We start from the raw sequence: 18,855 nt of genomic DNA on the forward strand, positions 1-18,855 counted from the left end.
GACTCTTTTATACGTTCGATTGTTTTACTGTCGGGAGGTAATTTACATGCCGTTGATCATCTCATATCACGTTATTTTTGATACTTTCAACACTTATGGGGAAAGGGGAAAGGTATGGCATTAGTCTACAGCATGTCTTCCAAGCATAACACGCTCACGAAACTTTAATGCGATAGCTTGGTTTCTACTGAAAGACAGCATTATGCCAAGTGCGATGCTCGAAGATAAAAGAGAAGAACCACCATAGCTAAGTAACGGCAGGGTTATGCCGGTGGTTGGAAAAACACTCAATGTTACCCCTATGTTTATTATGAATTGTGTGATGAATTGAATTGAGATACCGAGAATCACCAACAGATTAAATAATTCATTTTCCCTGTATGCAATGTAAAGCAAGCGGGCGGAAATGATACCAAATAACATCAATGTGGCTAAGCACGTAATCAAACCAAATTCTTCTGCTAAAACAGAAAACACAAAATCTGTATGACAATCAGGAAGAGAGGCTTTTACGCTACCTTCACCAGGTCCAACTCCAGTTAATTGACCTCTTTTGAATGCTTCTAATGATTTTGTGACTTGAAAGTTATCGCGCTGCGTAAAAAAGACAAAATTGTAAATCCTTTGCTTTATATGTGGGAGGCATAAGTAAGCTATTGTAGTTCCAGTTGTGGCCATTCCTATTATGCATAGAAAGTATAAAAATGGTATACATGCAATAAACATTTGACCAATAAAAGAATATGTTAAAAGCATGGACATACTGAAATCAGGTTGCAAAAGTAACAACACAAAAACTAACAGAAATATTATGATTGATATGCGCATTTTAAACCTCATTTCGCTGGCCAAGATACTAGCTATAACAACAGAAAAAAATGGCCTTACGAACTCAGATGGTTGAACAGAAATTTTGACAATATGTAACCATCGTTTCGCACCTTTTACCTCTATACCAAGTATTATCGCAATTGCTACTAGAATAGTAAATAAAATGAAACCTGCGAACGAGAGGTTAAGTATAGTTCTTGTGTTGAGAAAAGAAAATGTCACCAAGGTAATTAGTGACAGGACTATATAAATTGTATGGCGCCGTATAAAATAATCCTGTGGTAGAGGAAGACGCTGCGCAATTACAGGGCTTGCTGAATAAACAAGAATGAAGCTTATAGTGAGCAAAAAAAACACTGGAAGGATGAGATAATAATCCAGCGTTCTATACCAGAGTTTAATATTCATTTTGTTCCAATGTGTAATGCCACTATTCCATAGCTCATATTATAAAACTCAACATTCTTAAAGCCTACCTCTTCAATTTCCATTTTAAAATCAGCCTGAGTTGGAAACTCTCTAATGCTCTTCACTAAATATTCATAAGAACTCTTGTCTTTAGCAACTATGCTGCCAATTTTAGGAATTACTTTAAATGAATATAAGTCATAAAGTTTGGTAAATATCTCATTTTGATAGTGCATAGGGGCAAATTCTAAGCAGATAAATTTCCCATGTGGTTTTAGTACTCTGTATGCCTCATTTAAAGCCTTCTTGCGGTCAGAAACATTTCGAATGCCAAAAGCTATTGTGCAATAATCAAATTCGGAGTCTTCAAATGGTAAACTTTCTGCACTTGCACATACCCAATCAAAATTAATTTGGTTTGAATTTATAGCTTTATCACGTCCTCTGCTTAGCATATTTTGATTTATATCGCACACTGTAACCTTAGCACTTGGCTCTTTTCTTACTATTCTTATTGCTATATCTCCAGTTCCTCCAGCAACATCTAAAACCTTAGAGTTTTTTGTAAAATGCACACTATTTACCATTTTATCTTTCCACAATCTGTGCATTCCGAGGCTCATTATATCATTCATGGTGTCGTAGCGACTTGCCACGGAATCGAATACCTCTTTAACTAATTGTGATTTCTTCTCGATTTTTATAGTATACATTACGTAAAAACTCCTTTATAATTAGTAAAAATTAATTTGAATTAACACAAATGTCAACGATAAGCCTTAAGCCTGTTAAAATCTTCTTCAGCGTGGTATGATGACCGAGTTAGTGGGCTTGATGCAACCACTAAGAAACCTTTGGAGTAAGCAATGTATTTATAATGCTCAAACTCTTCTGGGGTAACATACCTATCAAGTTTTGCATGTTTTGGAGTTGGTTGTAGATATTGACCAATTGTAATAAAATCAACCTCAGCACTGCGCAAATCGTCCATAACCTGAAGTATTTCCTCTTTTGTTTCTCCAAGACCAACCATAAGCCCCGACTTTGTGAAAACTTTAGGATTAATCTGCTTTACCATCTTCAGCAAATATAGTGAATGAAAATAGCGAGCTCGTGGTCTTATTTTTGCATACAATCTCGGCACTGTTTCAATATTGTGGTTATAGACATCAGGTGATGCAACAGCAATTGCTTCAAATGCTCCTTTCTTATTTAAAAAATCAGGAGTTAAAATCTCTATTGTTGTTTCTGAAGTTATCTTTCTAATTTCTTCTATGCACTGTATAAACTGATTTGCGCCACCATCTGGTAAATCATCACGATCAACAGAAGTAATAACAACATGCTTCAAGTTCAACTTTTTTATCGCTTTTGCTGAATTTTCTGGCTCATGAGGGTCTAACTTATCAGGAATGCCAGTTGCAACGTTGCAAAATGCACAAGCACGAGTGCAAACAGAACCGAGAATCATCACAGTAGCGTGACGTTTATTCCAACATTCACCAATATTTGGACATGCAGCTTCTTCACATACCGTATGTAAGTTATGCAGTTTAACGATGTTTAAGGTTTCATTGAATACTTCACCGGTCGGAGCTTTTGCTCTGAGCCATGGAGGCTTACTATGCATCTGAAAGGGCTAACTCTACCTCTTGCTTTACTAAAACTTTTTTCAACCTTCTTTTTATCTTCTGTGCTTTCTCACTTAGTTTAATCGTTCTTGTGTTGAGCAAAAAAGCATCCAAATCACCTTTGTAATCTATAGTTCTCAAAGTTCTTGTTGCCACACGAAATCTAAACTTTTTATTCAATATATCACTTGTCAACGTAACCTTATGTAAATTTAAAAGAAAGGTACGCTTTGTTTTACGATTCGAATGTGATACCTTATTACCAAAAGATTTTTTTCTATTTGTTAATTCACAAACTCTACTCACTTCAATATACCAAATTATTCTATGTACTTAGATTACCTTATATAGTCAAATAGTCAATACTCTCTTGCTTAATTTTTATACCATATACTGCTTTATAACCAAAAAATATCGTAATTTTTTCTATTATAAGAGAAATCATATGCTGAATTTCCAATGCTTTACTGCCATTTGTTACTACCAGATGCAACACACCCGAATTTATATTCTGTGCATATGAGATCTTTTTCGGTTTTGTACACTCTGCTATTTCTTTCCCTACTATATTTCGCCAGTTTAAAATCAGACGTATTTCATTTTTACTAATCTTATTTTTCATGCATTTTAATGCATAGTTTTCAATTATAGACTTTATTTTTTTTGGAACGCTGTGTTTGAGCATTTTTCTGTTTTGTTTCTAGTATAACTAAATAAGTAAGGTTTACCACTACATTGGATTTCTTAAAGCCCTGTCATTCCAGTGCGTACTGCACAAACATTGTAATTTGAGTCCACCAGGGAGGATGTCATCCCAGTGCTCAGACACATAGCTGTACGAACATTCATTTTTGAAGGTAAATTGCACAGCAAATGGTGTCATTCCAGTCTGGAATCCAGAAATTTTGCTTATAACTGAGCTGATGAGCTAAAGGTAGTTGTCTTACGCTAAAATAAACGTTTTTAATTAAGTTGAATAGAAGCTGGATCTCAGAGTGTCTGGGCACTGGGATGACACCCCACTGGTGGGAATTGCTCCCAAACTACAACGTTCGTACAGTTGTGTGCTCAGACACTGGGATCCAGAAAAATTGATTGTGCACTATACAACATTTTCGATCAAAAGCTGGATGCCAGTGTCAAGCACTGGCATGACACCATTTGCTGTGTTTAACAAAAATAAATGTTCGTACAGCTATGTGTCTGAGCACTGGGATGACAACCTTCTAACTGCTTTACAAACCTCTAGCCTCACACCATAAAAGCAGTATTTTTATGTAAAATTTATCTCAACGTAGCACTTGTCAAGTAAGTCGTTCCATTCAAAAATTTTTGTTTTGCCTCATAATTAACCTTATAGCTGTTTTAATTGTAATTGGTTAAATTATTATTAACTTGCCAGGCTAGATCCAAAAAATAGCATAATCAATATGCAAATTGTAATAGAAATCACGTTTGCGTATGGTTTATTGCTATGCGGTTAATCTTTCCTCAATCCAAGCTGCTTGAATAGCTTCGAGTATTTTTTCGTTACAGCGTTTTTCATCATCATCAAATTCCTCTAAACTCAAGACCTTTTTTTTAAGCTCAGTGAATCTGACATTAATTATATTCTCATCTGGAAATTTTTCCTCCAGAGCTTCTACAATATCTTCTATATCAAGCCATTGCATACTTTTTTGTATTTGTCTGCTAAGTTAAATTGGTGCCCATGGGGAGACTTGAACTCCCAAGGTCGCAAAACCCACGGATTTTAAGTCCGCTGCGTCTACCGATTCCGCCACACGGGCTTTTTTTATCTATCTAGAGTAAAACTCTACTACTAAATTGACTTCCATGTCTGCTGAATAAGGAACCTCAGAATATTGAGGTGACCTCAAATACTTCACTGAATGCTCTTTACTATCTGCTTCTAAATAATCCGGAGCCTTGCGCTCTTGTTTTTGTTCAGCCTCTACTACTACAGGGATTTTTGCTGCCCTTTCTCTTATTTTTATTATATCACCTGGCTTCACTCGATAACTCGATATGTTAACCACCTTATCATTAACTGTAACGTGCTTATGAGATATGAGCTGCTTTGCTGAGTAAATTGTTGGAACAAGACCAGAGTGGTATAAAACAGAACTTAATCTCGATTCTAAGATACCGATAAAATTATCAGCCATATAACCCTTTCTGTTATAAGCATCTAAAAATGTACGTCTGAGCTGCTTACTTGAAATCGCATAGTAAAACTTAAATTTCTTATGCGCAGCAAACTGCTTACCAAAGTCGGATAACTTCTTGAATCCAAGAATACCATGTTGACCTGGAGGGTATTTCCTTTTGTTTACTGGGTCTTTAGCTCTACTCCATAAATTTACACCAAGTCTACGGCTAATCCTATACTTTCTAGTGATAACAGTTGTCATATAAAAACTCTCACGATTTAACTTTAGATTATTAAGGATTTTAGCACTCAGTGTCAACTTGTTTTTGCTGATATAATCTTTTATACTTCATTTTTAAGTTTTTCTATTAACACATGAATCATTCACATTTAAAATCTATGGCAAACGCCATCCGTTTTTTATCAATTGATGCAGTACAAAAAGCAAACTCTGGACACCCAGGTATGTCACTTGGCATGGCAGATGTTGCAACTGTTTTGTTTGCTAAATATCTGAATCATAATCCTGATGATTCTAAATGGTTCAATAGAGATCGCTTTGTTTTATCAAACGGTCATGGGTCAATGTTACTATACTCAATATTATATTTGACAGGTTATATTAGCATAGATGAGCTAAAAAACTTCAGGCAAATGGGATCCAAGACCCCAGGTCATCCAGAGTTCGGCTTGACTTCCGGGGTAGAGGCAACAACAGGCCCGCTCGGTCAGGGGTTTGCCGCTGCTGTTGGCATGGCACTTGCTGAATCAATCCTTAAAAAGCAATTCAGAATCAATCACTACACTTACGTGATGCTAGGGGATGGCTGTCTTATGGAAGGAATAAGCCATGAGGTAGCATCACTTGCTGGGCATCTTAAATTGAATAAGCTCATAGCTCTTTTTGATGATAATGATATCTCTATAGATGGCGCTACTTGCCTTTCCTGCTCTGATGATGTAGAGAAACGCTTCTTAGCGTATGGATGGAATGTTGACAAAATTGATGGCCATGATTTTGATGCCATATCCCTTGCAATAGAGCAAGCAAAAAAGTCTGATAAACCTACAATGATCTGCTGCAAAACTATTATCGGAAAATTTTCAAGCCGTGCTGGCACATCCTCTGCTCACAGTGGTGCTTTTTCGGAGGAAGACATAAAACAGATGAGAGAGAAATTAAACTGGAATTATGAACCATTCCATGTACCAGAAGATGTGAAAAATGCCTGGAAGAAAACTGTTGAGAGAGCAAAACAAAACTACACGATGTCATTCCAGCGCGTGACGCTGGAATCCAGGAAAGAAGAAAAAGAATGGATCCCAGTGTCAAGCACTGGGATGACAGGGTATCATGCAGAACTTCAAAGGCGACTAGATGAGCGTCTGCCAGATAACAGCAATTCGGTGTCATTCCAGTGCTTGACACTGGAATCCAGTGAAAATAAAGAACTTCAAAGACGGTTAGATAAACGTCTACCAGACAATATCGATAATGTTTTGGCTAACTTGAAGAAACAAATACACGAGACAATGCCAAACGAAGCTACTCGATCTTCTTTCGGCAGAGTAATGGAACTTTTAACTGAGTCTATGCCAGAATTAATCGGCGGTTCTGCTGATCTTACTGGGTCAAATTGCACTAAATATAAGCACATGCAGGTAATAAATAGCAATAATTATAGTGGCTCTTATGTCCACTATGGAGTGAGAGAGCACGCTATGGCAGCATGTATGAATGGTATGGCACTTCACGGCGCGATTCTTCCTTATGGCGGCACTTTTTTGGTATTTTCCGACTATTGTCGTCCTGCTATACGTCTTTCAGCTCTGATGAAGCAGCAGGTTATGTATGTCATGACTCACGACTCAATTGGAGTGGGAGAAGATGGTCCAACTCATCAGCCAATAGAGCATTTAGCCTCTTTGCGTGCTATACCAAATCTATATGTTTTTAGGCCAGCCGATGCAGTTGAAACTCTGGAGTGTGTTAGCATTGCACTCGAAAAGAAAGAATCTCCAGCACTGTTTGCGCTCTCAAGGCAAAACGTAAGTTACATGCGCAAGTTCTACTCTGATATCGATCAATCTGCTAATTTATCGAAGTTTGGTGCATATATTTTGTGTGAATGTTCAAAAGAATTAAAAGTGACGATATTTGCTACGGGGTCCGAGGTTGAAATTGCAGTTGAAGCAAGGGAGAAATTGCAGGAAAAAGGCATAGGTACAAGGGTTGTTTCTATGCCATGCTGGAGGCTTTTCGACGAGCAAAGCGGTGAATATAAAGCGGCGATATTAAATAATGACAGCATTAAAGTTGCAATTGAAGCCGGAAGTGAAATGGGTTGGCATAAATACATAGGTTCAAACGGTATATTTATTGGCATGAAAAGCTTCGGAGAATCAGCACCTTATAAAACACTTTATGAGCATTTTAATATCAACGCTGATCATGTGGTAAAATGTGTGTGTGAGAAACTGGTTTACATTCAGTAGACTTCTTGCATAACCATATGAAAGCCCACTCTTCTTTGTCATTCCAGCGCGTGACGTTATCCAATGATGTCATTCCAGTGCTTGACACTGGGATCCAGTTTTCTTTACAAATTCACCAAAAGTGTTTCATTCTATAACGCAAAACCCATACTCACCAAACCCAATGCATTACTTGCAATTAAGTTTCCTGGATCCCAGTGTCAAGCACTGGGATGACACCTTTTCCGGTAGAAGATCACTATCAAATCACATTGCTCTGGTCATTATGATCACCATTATTTTGTTCAACTGATTGATCGACCCTAGGTGAAGAAGAATCATCATAAGGTTGTGTGTCAGACTTTTCTTCGTCAGACCCAAACAACCATGAAAAAAAACCACCAAAAAATGATGCAACTAATGAAAAAGGCTTCATAAGTATACTAAACAAACTACCAAAAAAAGAGCTCGGCTGTTCTTCTGTTTGTGCAGGTTCTGTGGAAGCAACAGGCTGTGCACTTCCGGTTGTTACATCAGTTCCTTTTTCTCCATTGATGTCTTGCTCTCTCTGTGATTGATTTGAATCTTCCTCCTCTTCTTCTTCTTGAACCCCTTCACTATCCTTCAATGATTCATCCACTGGATTAATATCAGGTTTTTCTGCGGTTTTTAATAGAGTTTTTATTCCGTCATCCTCGGCTAAATCGAAAGGAGTTTTTCCATCTTTATTTTTTTTATTAACATCCGCTCCTGCTTCTATTAACGCAAATTCTGGATTAAGGAAGGAAGTATAGGAAATAGAAGGCTTTTTGGATTTGATGGAATAGGAGATGAGAGTAGAAAAGATATGAACCAAGAAATCAACAGGGGATCTATGGCGAGTGTGTTCAATTTCTAGTCTATTTTTTAGGTAACATAGACCTTTTTCTCAGTAAAATCTTCTCATTTAGCGAAATTAATGTATTTTTCATACCTTTTTTCACCTTGGTAACAAGTTTCAAACCTCGGTCAAACAGCTTCTGAAAAAGCTCTTTTGCAATATAACCTTTGTCACCAAACAAAAGGCCGGTTAATTTTTCCGTCAAATTTGGCACAGGTATCCTATCATCAACATTGCCTTTTGTTAGCGTAAGTGCATGAATTTCACCATTTTCATTGATTACCATATGTAATTTGAAACCAAAAAACCAGCCGTAAGTACTCTTGCTTAATTTTGCAATTCCAGCAAAAACTTTGTTTTTGGATATTCTTTTTGCATGACAAACTGCAATGGGAGTTGTGTCTATATATGAAATTCCAGTGTTTTCTGACTGTCCACAAAGCCAATGCAACAACATTGCTAAATGCCACAAAACCCTAGGCTTTAGAGCAACAAACCTGGTATATGAAGGCAACTTTGGAAACTCTGATTTGTAGAGCAACGTTAGGTAATGTAGATAGAAAGTTTTGAAATTTTTACACGGAGATTGTTGATATAGCAGGATTATTGTCATGATTTCAGAGTGCTCAATTTCCGTTGTTCTTGTGGGTTTTTTACCATTTGGCAGTAGTTTGCCTGCAAAATTTTTCTCTATATCTCTGCAAAAATCATCGACCAAACAAAACAGTTTTGTTATATCTTCCATGGGTAACCTCATCTATTTTTTTATAATTGCTGAGTTTACCCTGTTTTCTGCCTTTTCTATTCTCCTTTAATCCAGAATTCGCGTTATAAGGTGTTTTTTATAGATTTAACGTTATAACTTAACTATGATAAGAGTAAGATTAAATTTAAGAAAAAGGTTAAAGCAAAAGTTTGTGATGTTCACTCTATTGATAAATGCTTTATTTGTCTCATAAGAAACACAGGAAACACTTCTAATCAAATTATAGCCAAAGAAATAAATATAGGAGCTGATAATGAAAAATAAACAGTCGCAAAATAAAAAAGAAAATCTTTACATAACATATTACATAGATGCTTTAGCTTCAGAGAGGTCCGCTACACAAAATACTCTGGAAAGTTATCGTTCGGATTTACACCAGTTTGAAGAATTTTTATTGGAAAGCGGCACTACCTTGGTTGGTGTAAACAAAACCAATATTAAAGATTATGTGAAATCTTTATGTACACAAAAAAAATATAAAAGTAGCTCTATATCAAGAAAAATATCCGCTATGAAAAATTTTTACAAGTGTCTATTTAATGACGGAATAATAGATTTTAATCCAGCGCCGGCTAATGATGCTGAATTAAAGAATCCAAAAGTTTCTCGTCCTTTGCCTAAGTATTTAAGTGTCGAAGAAATATTTTTGCTAATGGACACAGTGAGAAAATCAGCAAGCGAATCGAATAAAGAGATAAGCAGTAAAAGGCTATGTGCGATTTTAGATATCCTTTACTCTTCTGGAATGCGTGTTTCTGAACTAATTAGTATGAAATTATGTGAAGTGTCGCATTTAATAAACAGTAATAACAAAGAATGCTATATAATAATAAAAGGAAAAAGTGGTAGAGAGAGGCAAATTCTTTTTAATGAACAAGCATTGCAGAGCCTTAGAAATTATTTATCAGTTCGTGACAATCTGCTCTCTAACAGAAAGGAGTCTGATTGGCTATTCCCAGGTGATAAACCTAATAAACCAATTACAAGGCAGAGGGTCGGTCAATTAATGAAGGAGTTAGCAAGAAAATGCAATATTGATGAAAATAAAATCTCTCCACACGTGATTAGGCATTCTTTTGCTACCCATCTACTAAATAGCGGAGCAAATATTGTGTTGATACAGAAAGTTCTTGGCCATACTAACCTTTCTACAACACAAATATATACTCATATTGCTAACGAAAAGTTAAAGGACAAATTAGCTGATTCGCATCCTATTACTCAGATGATCAATAATTAAATTTATTGTTTTTAATTTGTAATAAAGTTAAATTTAAATAAATTTATGTGAGTTTGTGATTTCAAGTTTATTGTTTAATTTCTTTCTTATATTATGGGAAGTATTCTATACTTTAATTACTCTCCCTGTAATTCTCTTCCCTGTGCGTATAATGACTATTTTCCTCGTCTGTTCGGTGAGAGTTGTATTATTCATGCTGCGTTTATTATGTGGCATTAAATATGAAGTGAGGGGAATAGAAAACATTCCTAAGCAACCTTTTATAATTGCATCAAAACACCAATCTCCATTTGAAACATTTATTTTTATACTACTATTTAGAGAAGCGGTTTTTATTTTAAAACGTGAATTGAAATGGATCCCATTCATTGGTTTGCATCTCATGGCGCTCAGAATGATTTTTATTAACCGCTCAGATGGTATCAGTTCTATGCGTCATATCATTAAATTAGCAAAAATGCGTATAAAAGAAAATAGAGGCATAATAATATTTCCTGAAGGTACAAGAACAACTATAAACCAAAATATAAAATATCAACCAGGTATTGCTGCTTTATATAGCATATTATCTGTTCCTGTGTTACCGGTTGCTTTAAACACTGGTTTATTTTGGCCAAAAAGCATACTTTCTCTGAGAAAGAATCCCGGAAAGGCAGTAATAGAAATATTGCCTCCAATACATCCTGGATTAAACAAAAATGAATTCTTGCAAAGTTTAGAAAAAATTATTGAAGAGAGAAGTAGTAAATTAACCACAGAAAAAACTGATATTGCAAATTAACAAAAAAGCTTTATAATTAAAAGAAAAGTACAGTATTTTAGGTATTAATATATGGCAAATCATAAGAGTGCTAAAAAAATGATAAAGGTAATAGCAAAGCGCACTTTAATAAATAAGATGCGGAAAAGTAAAACTCGCACTGCTATTAGAAATTTGGTTGATATAATCAAGTCTGGCGACAAAGAAAATGTTGTTTTGGCATTTCGGAATGCTGAATCTAATTTACACAAGTGTGTGAATAAAGGTGTTATTCATAGAAATACTGCTGCGCGTAAAATAAGTCGCTTAAATGCAAAAGTAAAAGCATTGATGACCGCTTAATACGGTTAATGTAAAGTTAACTGTATTAATATATACTCCTCAGTTTGTATATTCTGTATAAAATTTAAGTAGCTTAAGTGATGGATAAAAAAGTGCTATTAGAACTAAGTAATGGATTAAAAATCGAGCTACCTGTATTAAGCGGAACAACAGGTCCTGATGTGCTAAATATCAAGGATTTATATAAGACAACAGGATTATTCACTTACGATCCAGGGTTTGTTTCCACAGCTTCATGTTCTTCTTCGATTACATTTATTGATGGAGATGAAGGACTACTTAAATATAGGGGACATGATATAGCTGATTTGGCAGAGAATAATAGTTTTACTGCTGTGATTTATTTATTACTCTATGGTGAACTACCCAGTTCAGAGCAACACAAAAAATTTCTTCTCAAAATACAAGAATCATCCAAAGTATCAGAGCAAGTTACAAATGTAATTAAAGCATTTCCAAAAACTGCTCACCCTATGTCAATCTTAGTTGCATGTTTTGCAAGTTTGTCAGCATCTTACTATGAAAAGCATGGCAACAATGTCAATGGTGAAGATCTAGACTTTGGAATTTCTGCAATAGCGCAAGTTCCTGCAATTGTTGCAATGATTTATAGGCATATCAACAATCAGGAATTCATAAATGCTAACAATGAATTAAGTTACAGTGAAAATTTCTTAAAGATGATATTTGGCGATGCTGTTGATAATGATAAAAGCGCCCTTTTTGCAAAAGCTTTGGATAAAATATTTACTCTCCATGCTGATCATGAACAGAATGCTTCTACGGCGGCTGTCAGACTGGTAGGATCGGCTGGTTCTAATCTGTTTGCAAGCCTCTCTGCAGGGGTTGCTACACTTTGGGGACCAGCACATGGTGGAGCTAATGAGGCAGTTATAAATATGCTAAAAGAGATAGAGCAAAGTGGAGATATAGATAAATTCATCGAAAAAGCTAAAGATGATAAAGATCCATTTAAATTGATGGGATTTGGACATCGTGTTTATAAAAATTATGATCCGCGCGCGCGCATATTAAAAGACGCTTGCCATGAGGTTCTAAGTAAAATAGAACAAAACAATGAACTGCTCAAGATTGCAAAAAAACTTGAAGAAATAGCTTTAAAGGATGAATATTTTATCGTGCGTAAGTTATATCCAAATGTTGATTTTTACTCAGGTATAATAATGAATGCTATCGATATCCCTTCAAGTATGTTCACGCCTATTTTTGCACTTGCAAGAACCACTGGTTGGGTTACTCAGTGGTATGAAATGATAAATGATAAAGAAACTAAGATCTGTAGACCAAGGCAACTCTATTTTGGTAAATAAATTTATTTTCACTTCATTAGACTTCTTGCATAACCCAAACTAAGTAGAAAAAAGGTGTCATCCGAGTAGCTGACACTGGTTCCTTTGCGACGGAAGTGTCCAGAGGTGTCATTCCAGTCTGGAATCCAGAAAAAAGGATAGTGTCATTCCGTATCCGTTCAGCCAATGGCGTCAACTTAAGAACTTTCATTAGCAAACTCTCCTAAAGACATGATGGCGTTTAGGCTTATCTACTTTATTGCGGCTGTCCCGGTCGGATTTTAACTTTAGCGCGTATACTTAAAAAACGCGAATTCTGGATTAAAGGAGAATAGAAAAGGCAGAAAACAGGGTAAACTCAGCAATTATAAAAAAATAGATGAGGTTACCCATGGAAGATATAACAAAACTGTTTTGTTTGGTCGATGATTTTTGCAGAGATATAGAGAAAAATTTTGCAGGCAAACTACTGCCAAATGGTAAAAAACCCACAAGAACAACGGAAATTGAGCACTCTGAAATCATGACAATAATCCTGCTATATCAACAATCTCCGTGTAAAAATTTCAAAACTTTCTATCTACATTACCTAACGTTGCTCTACAAATCAGAGTTTCCAAAGTTGCCTTCATATACCAGGTTTGTTGCTCTAAAGCCTAGGGTTTTGTGGCATTTAGCAATGTTGTTGCATTGGCTTTGTGGACAGTCAGAAAACACTGGAATCTCATATATAGACACAACTCCCATTGCAGTTTGTCATGCAAAAAGAATATCCAAAAACAAAGTTTTTGCTGGAATTGCAAAATTAAGCAAGAGTACTTACGGCTGGTTTTTTGGTTTCAAATTACATATGGTAATCAATGAAAATGGTGAAATTCATGCACTTACGCTAACAAAAGGCAATGTTGATGATAGGATACCTGTGCCAAATTTGACGGAAAAATTAACCGGCCTTTTGTTTGGTGACAAAGGTTATATTGCAAAAGAGCTTTTTCAGAAGCTGTTTGACCGAGGTTTGAAACTTGTTACCAAGGTGAAAAAAGGTATGAAAAATACATTAATTTCGCTAAATGAGAAGATTTTACTGAGAAAAAGGTCTATGTTACCTAAAAAATAGACTAGAAATTGAACACACTCGCCATAGATCCCCTGTTGATTTCTTGGTTCATATCTTTTCTACTCTCATCTCCTATTCCATCAAATCCAAAAAGCCTTCTATTTCCTATACTTCCTTCCTTAATCCAGAATTTGCGTTTATGGTGCAACCTCCCCTGTCATCCCAGTGCGTGACACTGGGATCTCATTTCGTAACTTCATAGTATAAATTATTTCAAATTGTATCTATTTGCAAATATATAAATATAGTAATTTTGATAAAAAATTAGATCCCAGTGTCACGCACTGGGATGACAAGAAGAGGGCTACTCGGATGACAAAAAAAGGAGCACTGGCCTACCTAGTAGAGATCGCTTTTGTAATTGCAGTATTCGTGCAATCTTTAGCTACAAACATTAAGAAATTTACCAAGTGAAAAAAAGGCAAAAGAAGCCCCGTGGTTGGCTAATTACTTACATTATACTTTCAAGTATGGCGTTTTTTTATTCTAAACACTTAATAACCGCGATTCAGTTGCTTTTAAATCGCAACTAATCTAAATTAGAAACGTTAAAAAATTTACTGAACAGAAAAAAAAGGCAAAAGAAACCCTAGGGTAGCTAGTTATTCACTATCCATTTTTTAAGTTGGCGTTTTTTTATGTTTTAAACGCTTTATAAGCGCGTTTCAGCTTATGTAGGTAGAAGTTTGATAAAGACATAAGGTGCACATAGTGCAAAAAATTAAACATGAGACGCCAGATACGTGAGTTTTTTTGTCATTTAATCTGTACAGAGAAGATAAATAAATAGCTTCAGTACTTATGATAAGGGGGCTAGCGGAGCTTGTCAAGTAATTTTTTCGTTTAATTTTTCGTCCTGTTTCTACGGGTTGCATACCACTTAGCTAACATGAGTTTTGTTTTGACTTTTTGTGCTAATTTTGCAGAATATTAAGATTATCATTTAAATAAAATACATGACGAAAGAGGATTGGGAAGCGGTAATTGGGCTTGAGGTACACGCTCAAGTTTCTTCTAATACGAAGCTATTTTCTAGCTCATCAACGGAGTTTGGTGCTGAGCATAACACTCAAGTTTCTCTAGTTGATGCGGCAATGCCAGGTACGCTGCCAATACTAAATTATTACTGCATAGAGCAAGCAATACGCACCGGTCTTGCACTTTCTGCAGAAATTAATAAGTGTTCTTACTTTGATCGGAAAAATTATTTTTATCCTGATTTACCACAAGGTTACCAGATAACTCAGTTTTTTGAGCCAATAGTTAAAAACGGTAGAGTATTTATCAACGACAATGAAAAAGAAATAAGAATTGCGAGAATTCATTTAGAGCAAGATGCAGGAAAGAGCGTTCATGAGGAAAGCAAAACTTATGTAGATTTAAATCGTGCAGGGGTTGCTTTAATGGAAATTGTTTCAGAACCAGATCTCCGTTCATCTGCGGAAGCTGCAGAATGCATGAAAAAATTGAGGCAGATTTTGCGTTACATTGGTTCGTGTGATGGTGATATGGAAAAGGGATCACTTCGTTGTGATGCAAATGTTTCTGTCTGCCTAAAAGGCAGTAGCACATTTGGCACTCGTTGTGAGATAAAAAATCTGAACTCGATACGTTATATTGTGCAAGCTATAGACTATGAAATACAAAGACAAATTGAAATTTTAGAAGGTGGGGAAGAAATAAGTCAAGATACCTTATTGTTTGACGTTGCTTCGGGAAAAACAAAAGTGATGCGAAACAAAGAAGATGCAAGCGACTATAGATACTTCCCTGAGCCTGATTTATTACCTGTTGAGGTAAGCCAGGAGAAAATTGATTTAATTCAATCATCTTTGCCTGAGTTGCCAGAGCAGAAAAAGCAGCGATACATTGAAAAATTAGGTATCAACGAATACGATGCAAACGTCATTACTTCCGATAAGGCGATTGCTGATTACTTTGAGGAATTGATAAAAAAACATGATTCAAAGCTCGCGGTCACCTGGTTAACTGTAGAGCTTTTCGGTCGTTTAAATAAAGCAAATATTGATATTGTGAGCTCCCCAATCAAAGCAAATGCTTTGTCCGAACTCTTAGATTTTATCGTTGATGGAACAATCTCTGCTAAACTTGGTAAACAAGTTTTTGATATTATGTTTGAAACTGGCAAACCTGCATCTCTCATCATAGAAGAGCAGGACCTAAAGCAAATAACCGATAGAGGTCAAATATCAGAAGTTATCGACACAATCATCAATAGCAACCAAGATAAAGTTCAAGAATACAAAAGCGGTAAAACAAAATTATATGGTTTCTTTGTTGGTGAAGTCATGAAATTCACCAAGGGAAAAGCCAGCCCTGATGTTGTGAATTCAATTTTGAGTGAGAGATTAAGTAATTAGTCACATTTTTTTATTTACATAACAGCACATCTCGTAGATATTCCAAGGTCTTTGTTACGATATCTGTATATTATGACATATAACTTTTTTACCATTTGTTGGTACTATTTTTAAAATTATGTGAGGTTGAGGATGCCTGAAACTTATCCTGCTTGGGGAAGAAAGCGGTCTCTTCATGGTGATATCTACCAACTAAAGTGGGTAATGCTGCTTCTCAAACGTGCAGTAGATGTTGGATATTCTTTCCGTTTAGCTACAGAAATGGAATCAGCTACGGGTTTTGATGATATTGTTTTTCAGGATAGGAAAAATGAAAAAATAGTACATAGGTTTATACAAAACAAACACAAGCAAAATGAATGCGAAAAAATCGGTGTAGGTAAATTGCTTTCAAAAAATAAAAGTGGTGAATTTAGCGTTCCAAAATATTTTGTTTCCTATCTAAAGATTAAAATTAATCCAGATTTTGCAGATGGTGACCTAAAGGACTTTACTATCTGTACTAATATCGGTTTCGATCTAGCTCAAAGTACAACACAAAATACAATAAAAAAGTTGAAAGCAAAAACTTCGGGACCAAACAAGGGAATAGAAATTGCAGTTGAAGTAATAAGCACTAGTGATATTTTTTTTAAATACGGCGGTACGAGATACAAGTTCTCTTGTACTCACGATAACATGATTTCAATAGTGCAACCGGCATTTAAGAGTGCTGTAAAAGAAGCAATAGAAGAATTGGAAAAGGAGATAAAAGAACTTCAAGGTAAATCAGATCAAAACTCAAAAAGAAAATTGGAAAGAAATCAGGTATGGCAACGTGAGTTTGAGCGAATGACAAATGAAGGCAAGTTAGAAGAGAATATAAGGGAATTTTTTGATAAATTAGTATTTGCAGTAAATCAACCTAACGAGATAAAACTAGCGGAAATCATTGAGAATGAGTTAGGCAAAGAATTTAATAATATCGATAAAAAGAACGTTTATGGTCGCTTTCTGGTAGAAGTTCTGGATTGGATGAAAGCAAGAGAGGGAAAGTTTCTATCACATGAAGAAATAAATGAGTTTTTTGAAAAAATAAGAGAGGAAATTTTAGGAGCGGTATGGTTTGATGTAAGAGGTCCAGTCAGACTATTTACAGGAAGAGATGAGGAATTGGGAATGCTACATGATTCGCTACAACGCAATCCCAAAGGTGCTGTAATTTCATACATAACGTCTATTAACGCGAATTCTGGATTAAAGGAGAATAGAAAAGGCAGAAAACAGGGTAAACTCAGCAATTATAAAAAAATAGATGAGGTTACCCATGGAAGATATAACAAAACTGTTTTGTTTGGTCGATGATTTTTGCAGAGATATAGAGAAAAATTTTGCAGGCAAACTACTGCCAAATGGTAAAAAACCCACAAGAACAACGGAAATTGAGCACTCTGAAATCATGACAATAATCCTGCTATATCAACAATCTCCGTGTAAAAATTTCAAAACTTTCTATCTACATTACCTAACGTTGCTCTACAAATCAGAGTTTCCAAAGTTGCCTTCATATACCAGGTTTGTTGCTCTAAAGCCTAGGGTTTTGTGGCATTTAGCAATGTTGTTGCATTGGCTTTGTGGACAGTCAGAAAACACTGGAATTTCATATATAGACACAACTCCCATTGCAGTTTGTCATGCAAAAAGAATATCCAAAAACAAAGTTTTTGCTGGAATTGCAAAATTAAGCAAGAGTACTTACGGCTGGTTTTTTGGTTTCAAATTACATATGGTAATCAATGAAAATGGTGAAATTCATGCACTTACGCTAACAAAAGGCAATGTTGATGATAGGATACCTGTGCCAAATTTGACGGAAAAATTAACCGGCCTTTTGTTTGGTGACAAAGGTTATATTGCAAAAGAGCTTTTTCAGAAGCTGTTTGACCGAGGTTTGAAACTTGTTACCAAGGTGAAAAAAGGTATGAAAAATACATTAATTTCGCTAAATGAGAAGATTTTACTGAGAAAAAGGTCTATCATTGAGACTGTTTTTGGTTACCTAAAAAATAGACTAGAAATTGAACACACTCGCCATAGATCCCCTGTTGATTTCTTGGTTCATATCTTTTCTACTCTCATCTCCTATTCCATCAAATCCAAAAAGCCTTCTATTTCCTATACTTCCTTCCTTAATCCAGAATTCGCGTTTCTAGCTCAAATCCAGTCATTTTAAGATCAAACTGTAAATCTTCTAATTCTTGAATTTCCACTTTCAAAAGCTCATCGTCCCACTTTGCCCAGTTAGCTGATTGATTTGCCAGTAACCGAAAAGCTTTGGTTTCTGGTTCATTTAGATTATCACTTAAGACCACTGGAATACTTTCCATACCAAGTTTTCTTGCTGCTTTAAGTCTTAAATGACCATCAACCACAGTTCCATCGCTTTTTGCAACTATTGGTATACGAAAGCCAAATTCCCGAATAGAAGCACACATTCTGTTGACTACATCGTCATTTTTACGTGGATTACGCTCATATTCGACTAGATTTCGAGTAGGATAGTAGTGGATTGCTAAATTCATA

The 18,855-nt window shown here is 35.6% G+C and carries 17 protein-coding genes, 1 tRNA gene and 3 pseudogenes; 11 read left to right on the plus strand and 10 right to left on the minus strand.

The window, feature by feature from the left end:
- Positions 1 to 120: 120 nt before the first annotated feature.
- From OPR17_RS05485 to rpsD, 8 genes are all read right to left on the minus strand, one after another.
- Positions 121 to 1,239 (minus strand): FtsW/RodA/SpoVE family cell cycle protein, encoded by a 1,119-nt coding sequence (locus OPR17_RS05485; RefSeq protein ID WP_265021433.1) that lies wholly within the window; start codon positions 1,237 to 1,239, stop codon positions 121 to 123.
- Positions 1,236 to 1,952: a bifunctional demethylmenaquinone methyltransferase/2-methoxy-6-polyprenyl-1,4-benzoquinol methylase UbiE gene (gene ubiE / locus OPR17_RS05490; RefSeq protein WP_265021434.1), complete on the minus strand. Its 717-nt coding sequence runs from the start codon at positions 1,950 to 1,952 to the stop codon at positions 1,236 to 1,238. The genes OPR17_RS05485 and ubiE overlap by 4 nt, the downstream gene beginning before the upstream one ends.
- Positions 1,953 to 2,005: 53 nt before the next feature.
- On the minus strand, positions 2,006 to 2,869 hold the full coding sequence (gene lipA, locus OPR17_RS05495) for a lipoyl synthase (protein ID WP_265021435.1): 864 nt from the start codon (positions 2,867 to 2,869) through the stop codon (positions 2,006 to 2,008).
- Positions 2,862 to 3,176 (minus strand): 50S ribosomal protein L28, encoded by a 315-nt coding sequence (rpmB, locus tag OPR17_RS05500; protein ID WP_265021436.1) that lies wholly within the window; start codon positions 3,174 to 3,176, stop codon positions 2,862 to 2,864. The genes lipA and rpmB overlap by 8 nt, the downstream gene beginning before the upstream one ends.
- A gap of 37 nt (positions 3,177 to 3,213) precedes the next feature.
- On the minus strand, positions 3,214 to 3,555 hold the full coding sequence (locus OPR17_RS05505) for a DUF721 domain-containing protein (RefSeq protein WP_265021437.1): 342 nt from the start codon (positions 3,553 to 3,555) through the stop codon (positions 3,214 to 3,216).
- A gap of 787 nt (positions 3,556 to 4,342) precedes the next feature.
- Entirely contained in the window at positions 4,343 to 4,543 is a 201-nt protein-coding gene (gene iscX / locus OPR17_RS05510) for a Fe-S cluster assembly protein IscX (protein WP_265021438.1), read from the minus strand.
- A 30-nt stretch (positions 4,544 to 4,573) separates the two neighbouring features.
- Positions 4,574 to 4,660 (minus strand) — tRNA-Leu (locus tag OPR17_RS05515).
- A 9-nt stretch (positions 4,661 to 4,669) separates the two neighbouring features.
- Positions 4,670 to 5,284, minus strand: a complete 615-nt coding sequence (rpsD, locus tag OPR17_RS05520) for a 30S ribosomal protein S4 (RefSeq protein ID WP_265021439.1) — start codon at positions 5,282 to 5,284, stop codon at positions 4,670 to 4,672.
- Between the two features lie 113 nt (positions 5,285 to 5,397).
- Here rpsD and OPR17_RS05525 point away from each other — a divergent pair, with 113 nt between their 5' ends.
- Positions 5,398 to 7,518: a transketolase family protein gene (locus OPR17_RS05525; protein WP_265021440.1), complete on the plus strand. Its 2,121-nt coding sequence runs from the start codon at positions 5,398 to 5,400 to the stop codon at positions 7,516 to 7,518.
- Positions 7,519 to 7,584: 66 nt separating this feature from the next.
- Positions 7,585 to 7,734: a hypothetical protein gene (locus OPR17_RS05530; protein WP_265021441.1), complete on the plus strand. Its 150-nt coding sequence runs from the start codon at positions 7,585 to 7,587 to the stop codon at positions 7,732 to 7,734.
- 541 nt (positions 7,735 to 8,275) lie between these two features.
- Here the strand turns inward: OPR17_RS05530 and OPR17_RS05535 are convergent.
- Positions 8,276 to 9,122, minus strand: a pseudogene (locus OPR17_RS05535) (IS982 family transposase); the annotation flags it as partial.
- Positions 9,123 to 9,396: 274 nt separating this feature from the next.
- On the opposite strand from OPR17_RS05535, the gene OPR17_RS05540 reads away from it, so the two are divergent.
- From OPR17_RS05540 to OPR17_RS05580, 9 genes and pseudogenes are all read left to right on the plus strand, one after another.
- The gene (locus OPR17_RS05540) at positions 9,397 to 10,383 is read left to right on the plus strand and encodes a tyrosine recombinase (RefSeq protein ID WP_265021442.1); all 987 of its coding nucleotides are present in this window, start codon (positions 9,397 to 9,399) and stop codon (positions 10,381 to 10,383) included.
- A 55-nt stretch (positions 10,384 to 10,438) separates the two neighbouring features.
- Positions 10,439 to 11,164 (plus strand): lysophospholipid acyltransferase family protein, encoded by a 726-nt coding sequence (locus OPR17_RS05545; protein ID WP_320109850.1) that lies wholly within the window; start codon positions 10,439 to 10,441, stop codon positions 11,162 to 11,164.
- 51 nt (positions 11,165 to 11,215) lie between these two features.
- Positions 11,216 to 11,485, plus strand: a complete 270-nt coding sequence (rpsT, locus tag OPR17_RS05550) for a 30S ribosomal protein S20 (protein WP_010081981.1) — start codon at positions 11,216 to 11,218, stop codon at positions 11,483 to 11,485.
- A gap of 80 nt (positions 11,486 to 11,565) precedes the next feature.
- On the plus strand, positions 11,566 to 12,816 hold the full coding sequence (locus OPR17_RS05555) for a citrate synthase (protein WP_265021444.1): 1,251 nt from the start codon (positions 11,566 to 11,568) through the stop codon (positions 12,814 to 12,816).
- A 370-nt stretch (positions 12,817 to 13,186) separates the two neighbouring features.
- Positions 13,187 to 14,114 (plus strand): annotated as a pseudogene (locus OPR17_RS05560) (IS982 family transposase).
- Positions 14,115 to 14,140: 26 nt separating this feature from the next.
- Positions 14,141 to 14,326 carry a hypothetical protein gene (locus OPR17_RS05565; protein WP_265021445.1) on the plus strand — a complete coding sequence of 62 codons (186 nt, stop codon included), beginning with the start codon at positions 14,141 to 14,143 and terminating at the stop codon, positions 14,324 to 14,326.
- A gap of 542 nt (positions 14,327 to 14,868) precedes the next feature.
- Positions 14,869 to 16,293 (plus strand): Asp-tRNA(Asn)/Glu-tRNA(Gln) amidotransferase subunit GatB, encoded by a 1,425-nt coding sequence (gene gatB, locus OPR17_RS05570; protein WP_265021446.1) that lies wholly within the window; start codon positions 14,869 to 14,871, stop codon positions 16,291 to 16,293.
- 204 nt (positions 16,294 to 16,497) lie between these two features.
- Positions 16,498 to 17,637, plus strand: a complete 1,140-nt coding sequence (locus tag OPR17_RS05575; RefSeq protein ID WP_265021447.1) for a hypothetical protein — start codon at positions 16,498 to 16,500, stop codon at positions 17,635 to 17,637.
- The gene (locus tag OPR17_RS05580; protein WP_265021448.1) at positions 17,600 to 18,505 is read left to right on the plus strand and encodes an IS982 family transposase; all 906 of its coding nucleotides are present in this window, start codon (positions 17,600 to 17,602) and stop codon (positions 18,503 to 18,505) included. Before OPR17_RS05575 ends, OPR17_RS05580 begins: the two co-directional genes overlap by 38 nt.
- On the opposite strand, the pseudogene OPR17_RS05585 reads toward OPR17_RS05580, so the two are convergent.
- Positions 18,465 to 18,854, minus strand: a pseudogene (locus OPR17_RS05585) (ParB N-terminal domain-containing protein); the annotation flags it as partial. The gene OPR17_RS05580 and the pseudogene OPR17_RS05585 sit on opposite strands and share 41 nt — an antisense overlap.
- Position 18,855 lies beyond the last annotated feature (1 nt).

The sequence above is a fragment of the Wolbachia endosymbiont (group A) of Icerya purchasi genome (assembly GCF_947251635.1).
GTDB classification, from domain to species: domain Bacteria; phylum Pseudomonadota; class Alphaproteobacteria; order Rickettsiales; family Anaplasmataceae; genus Wolbachia; species Wolbachia pipientis.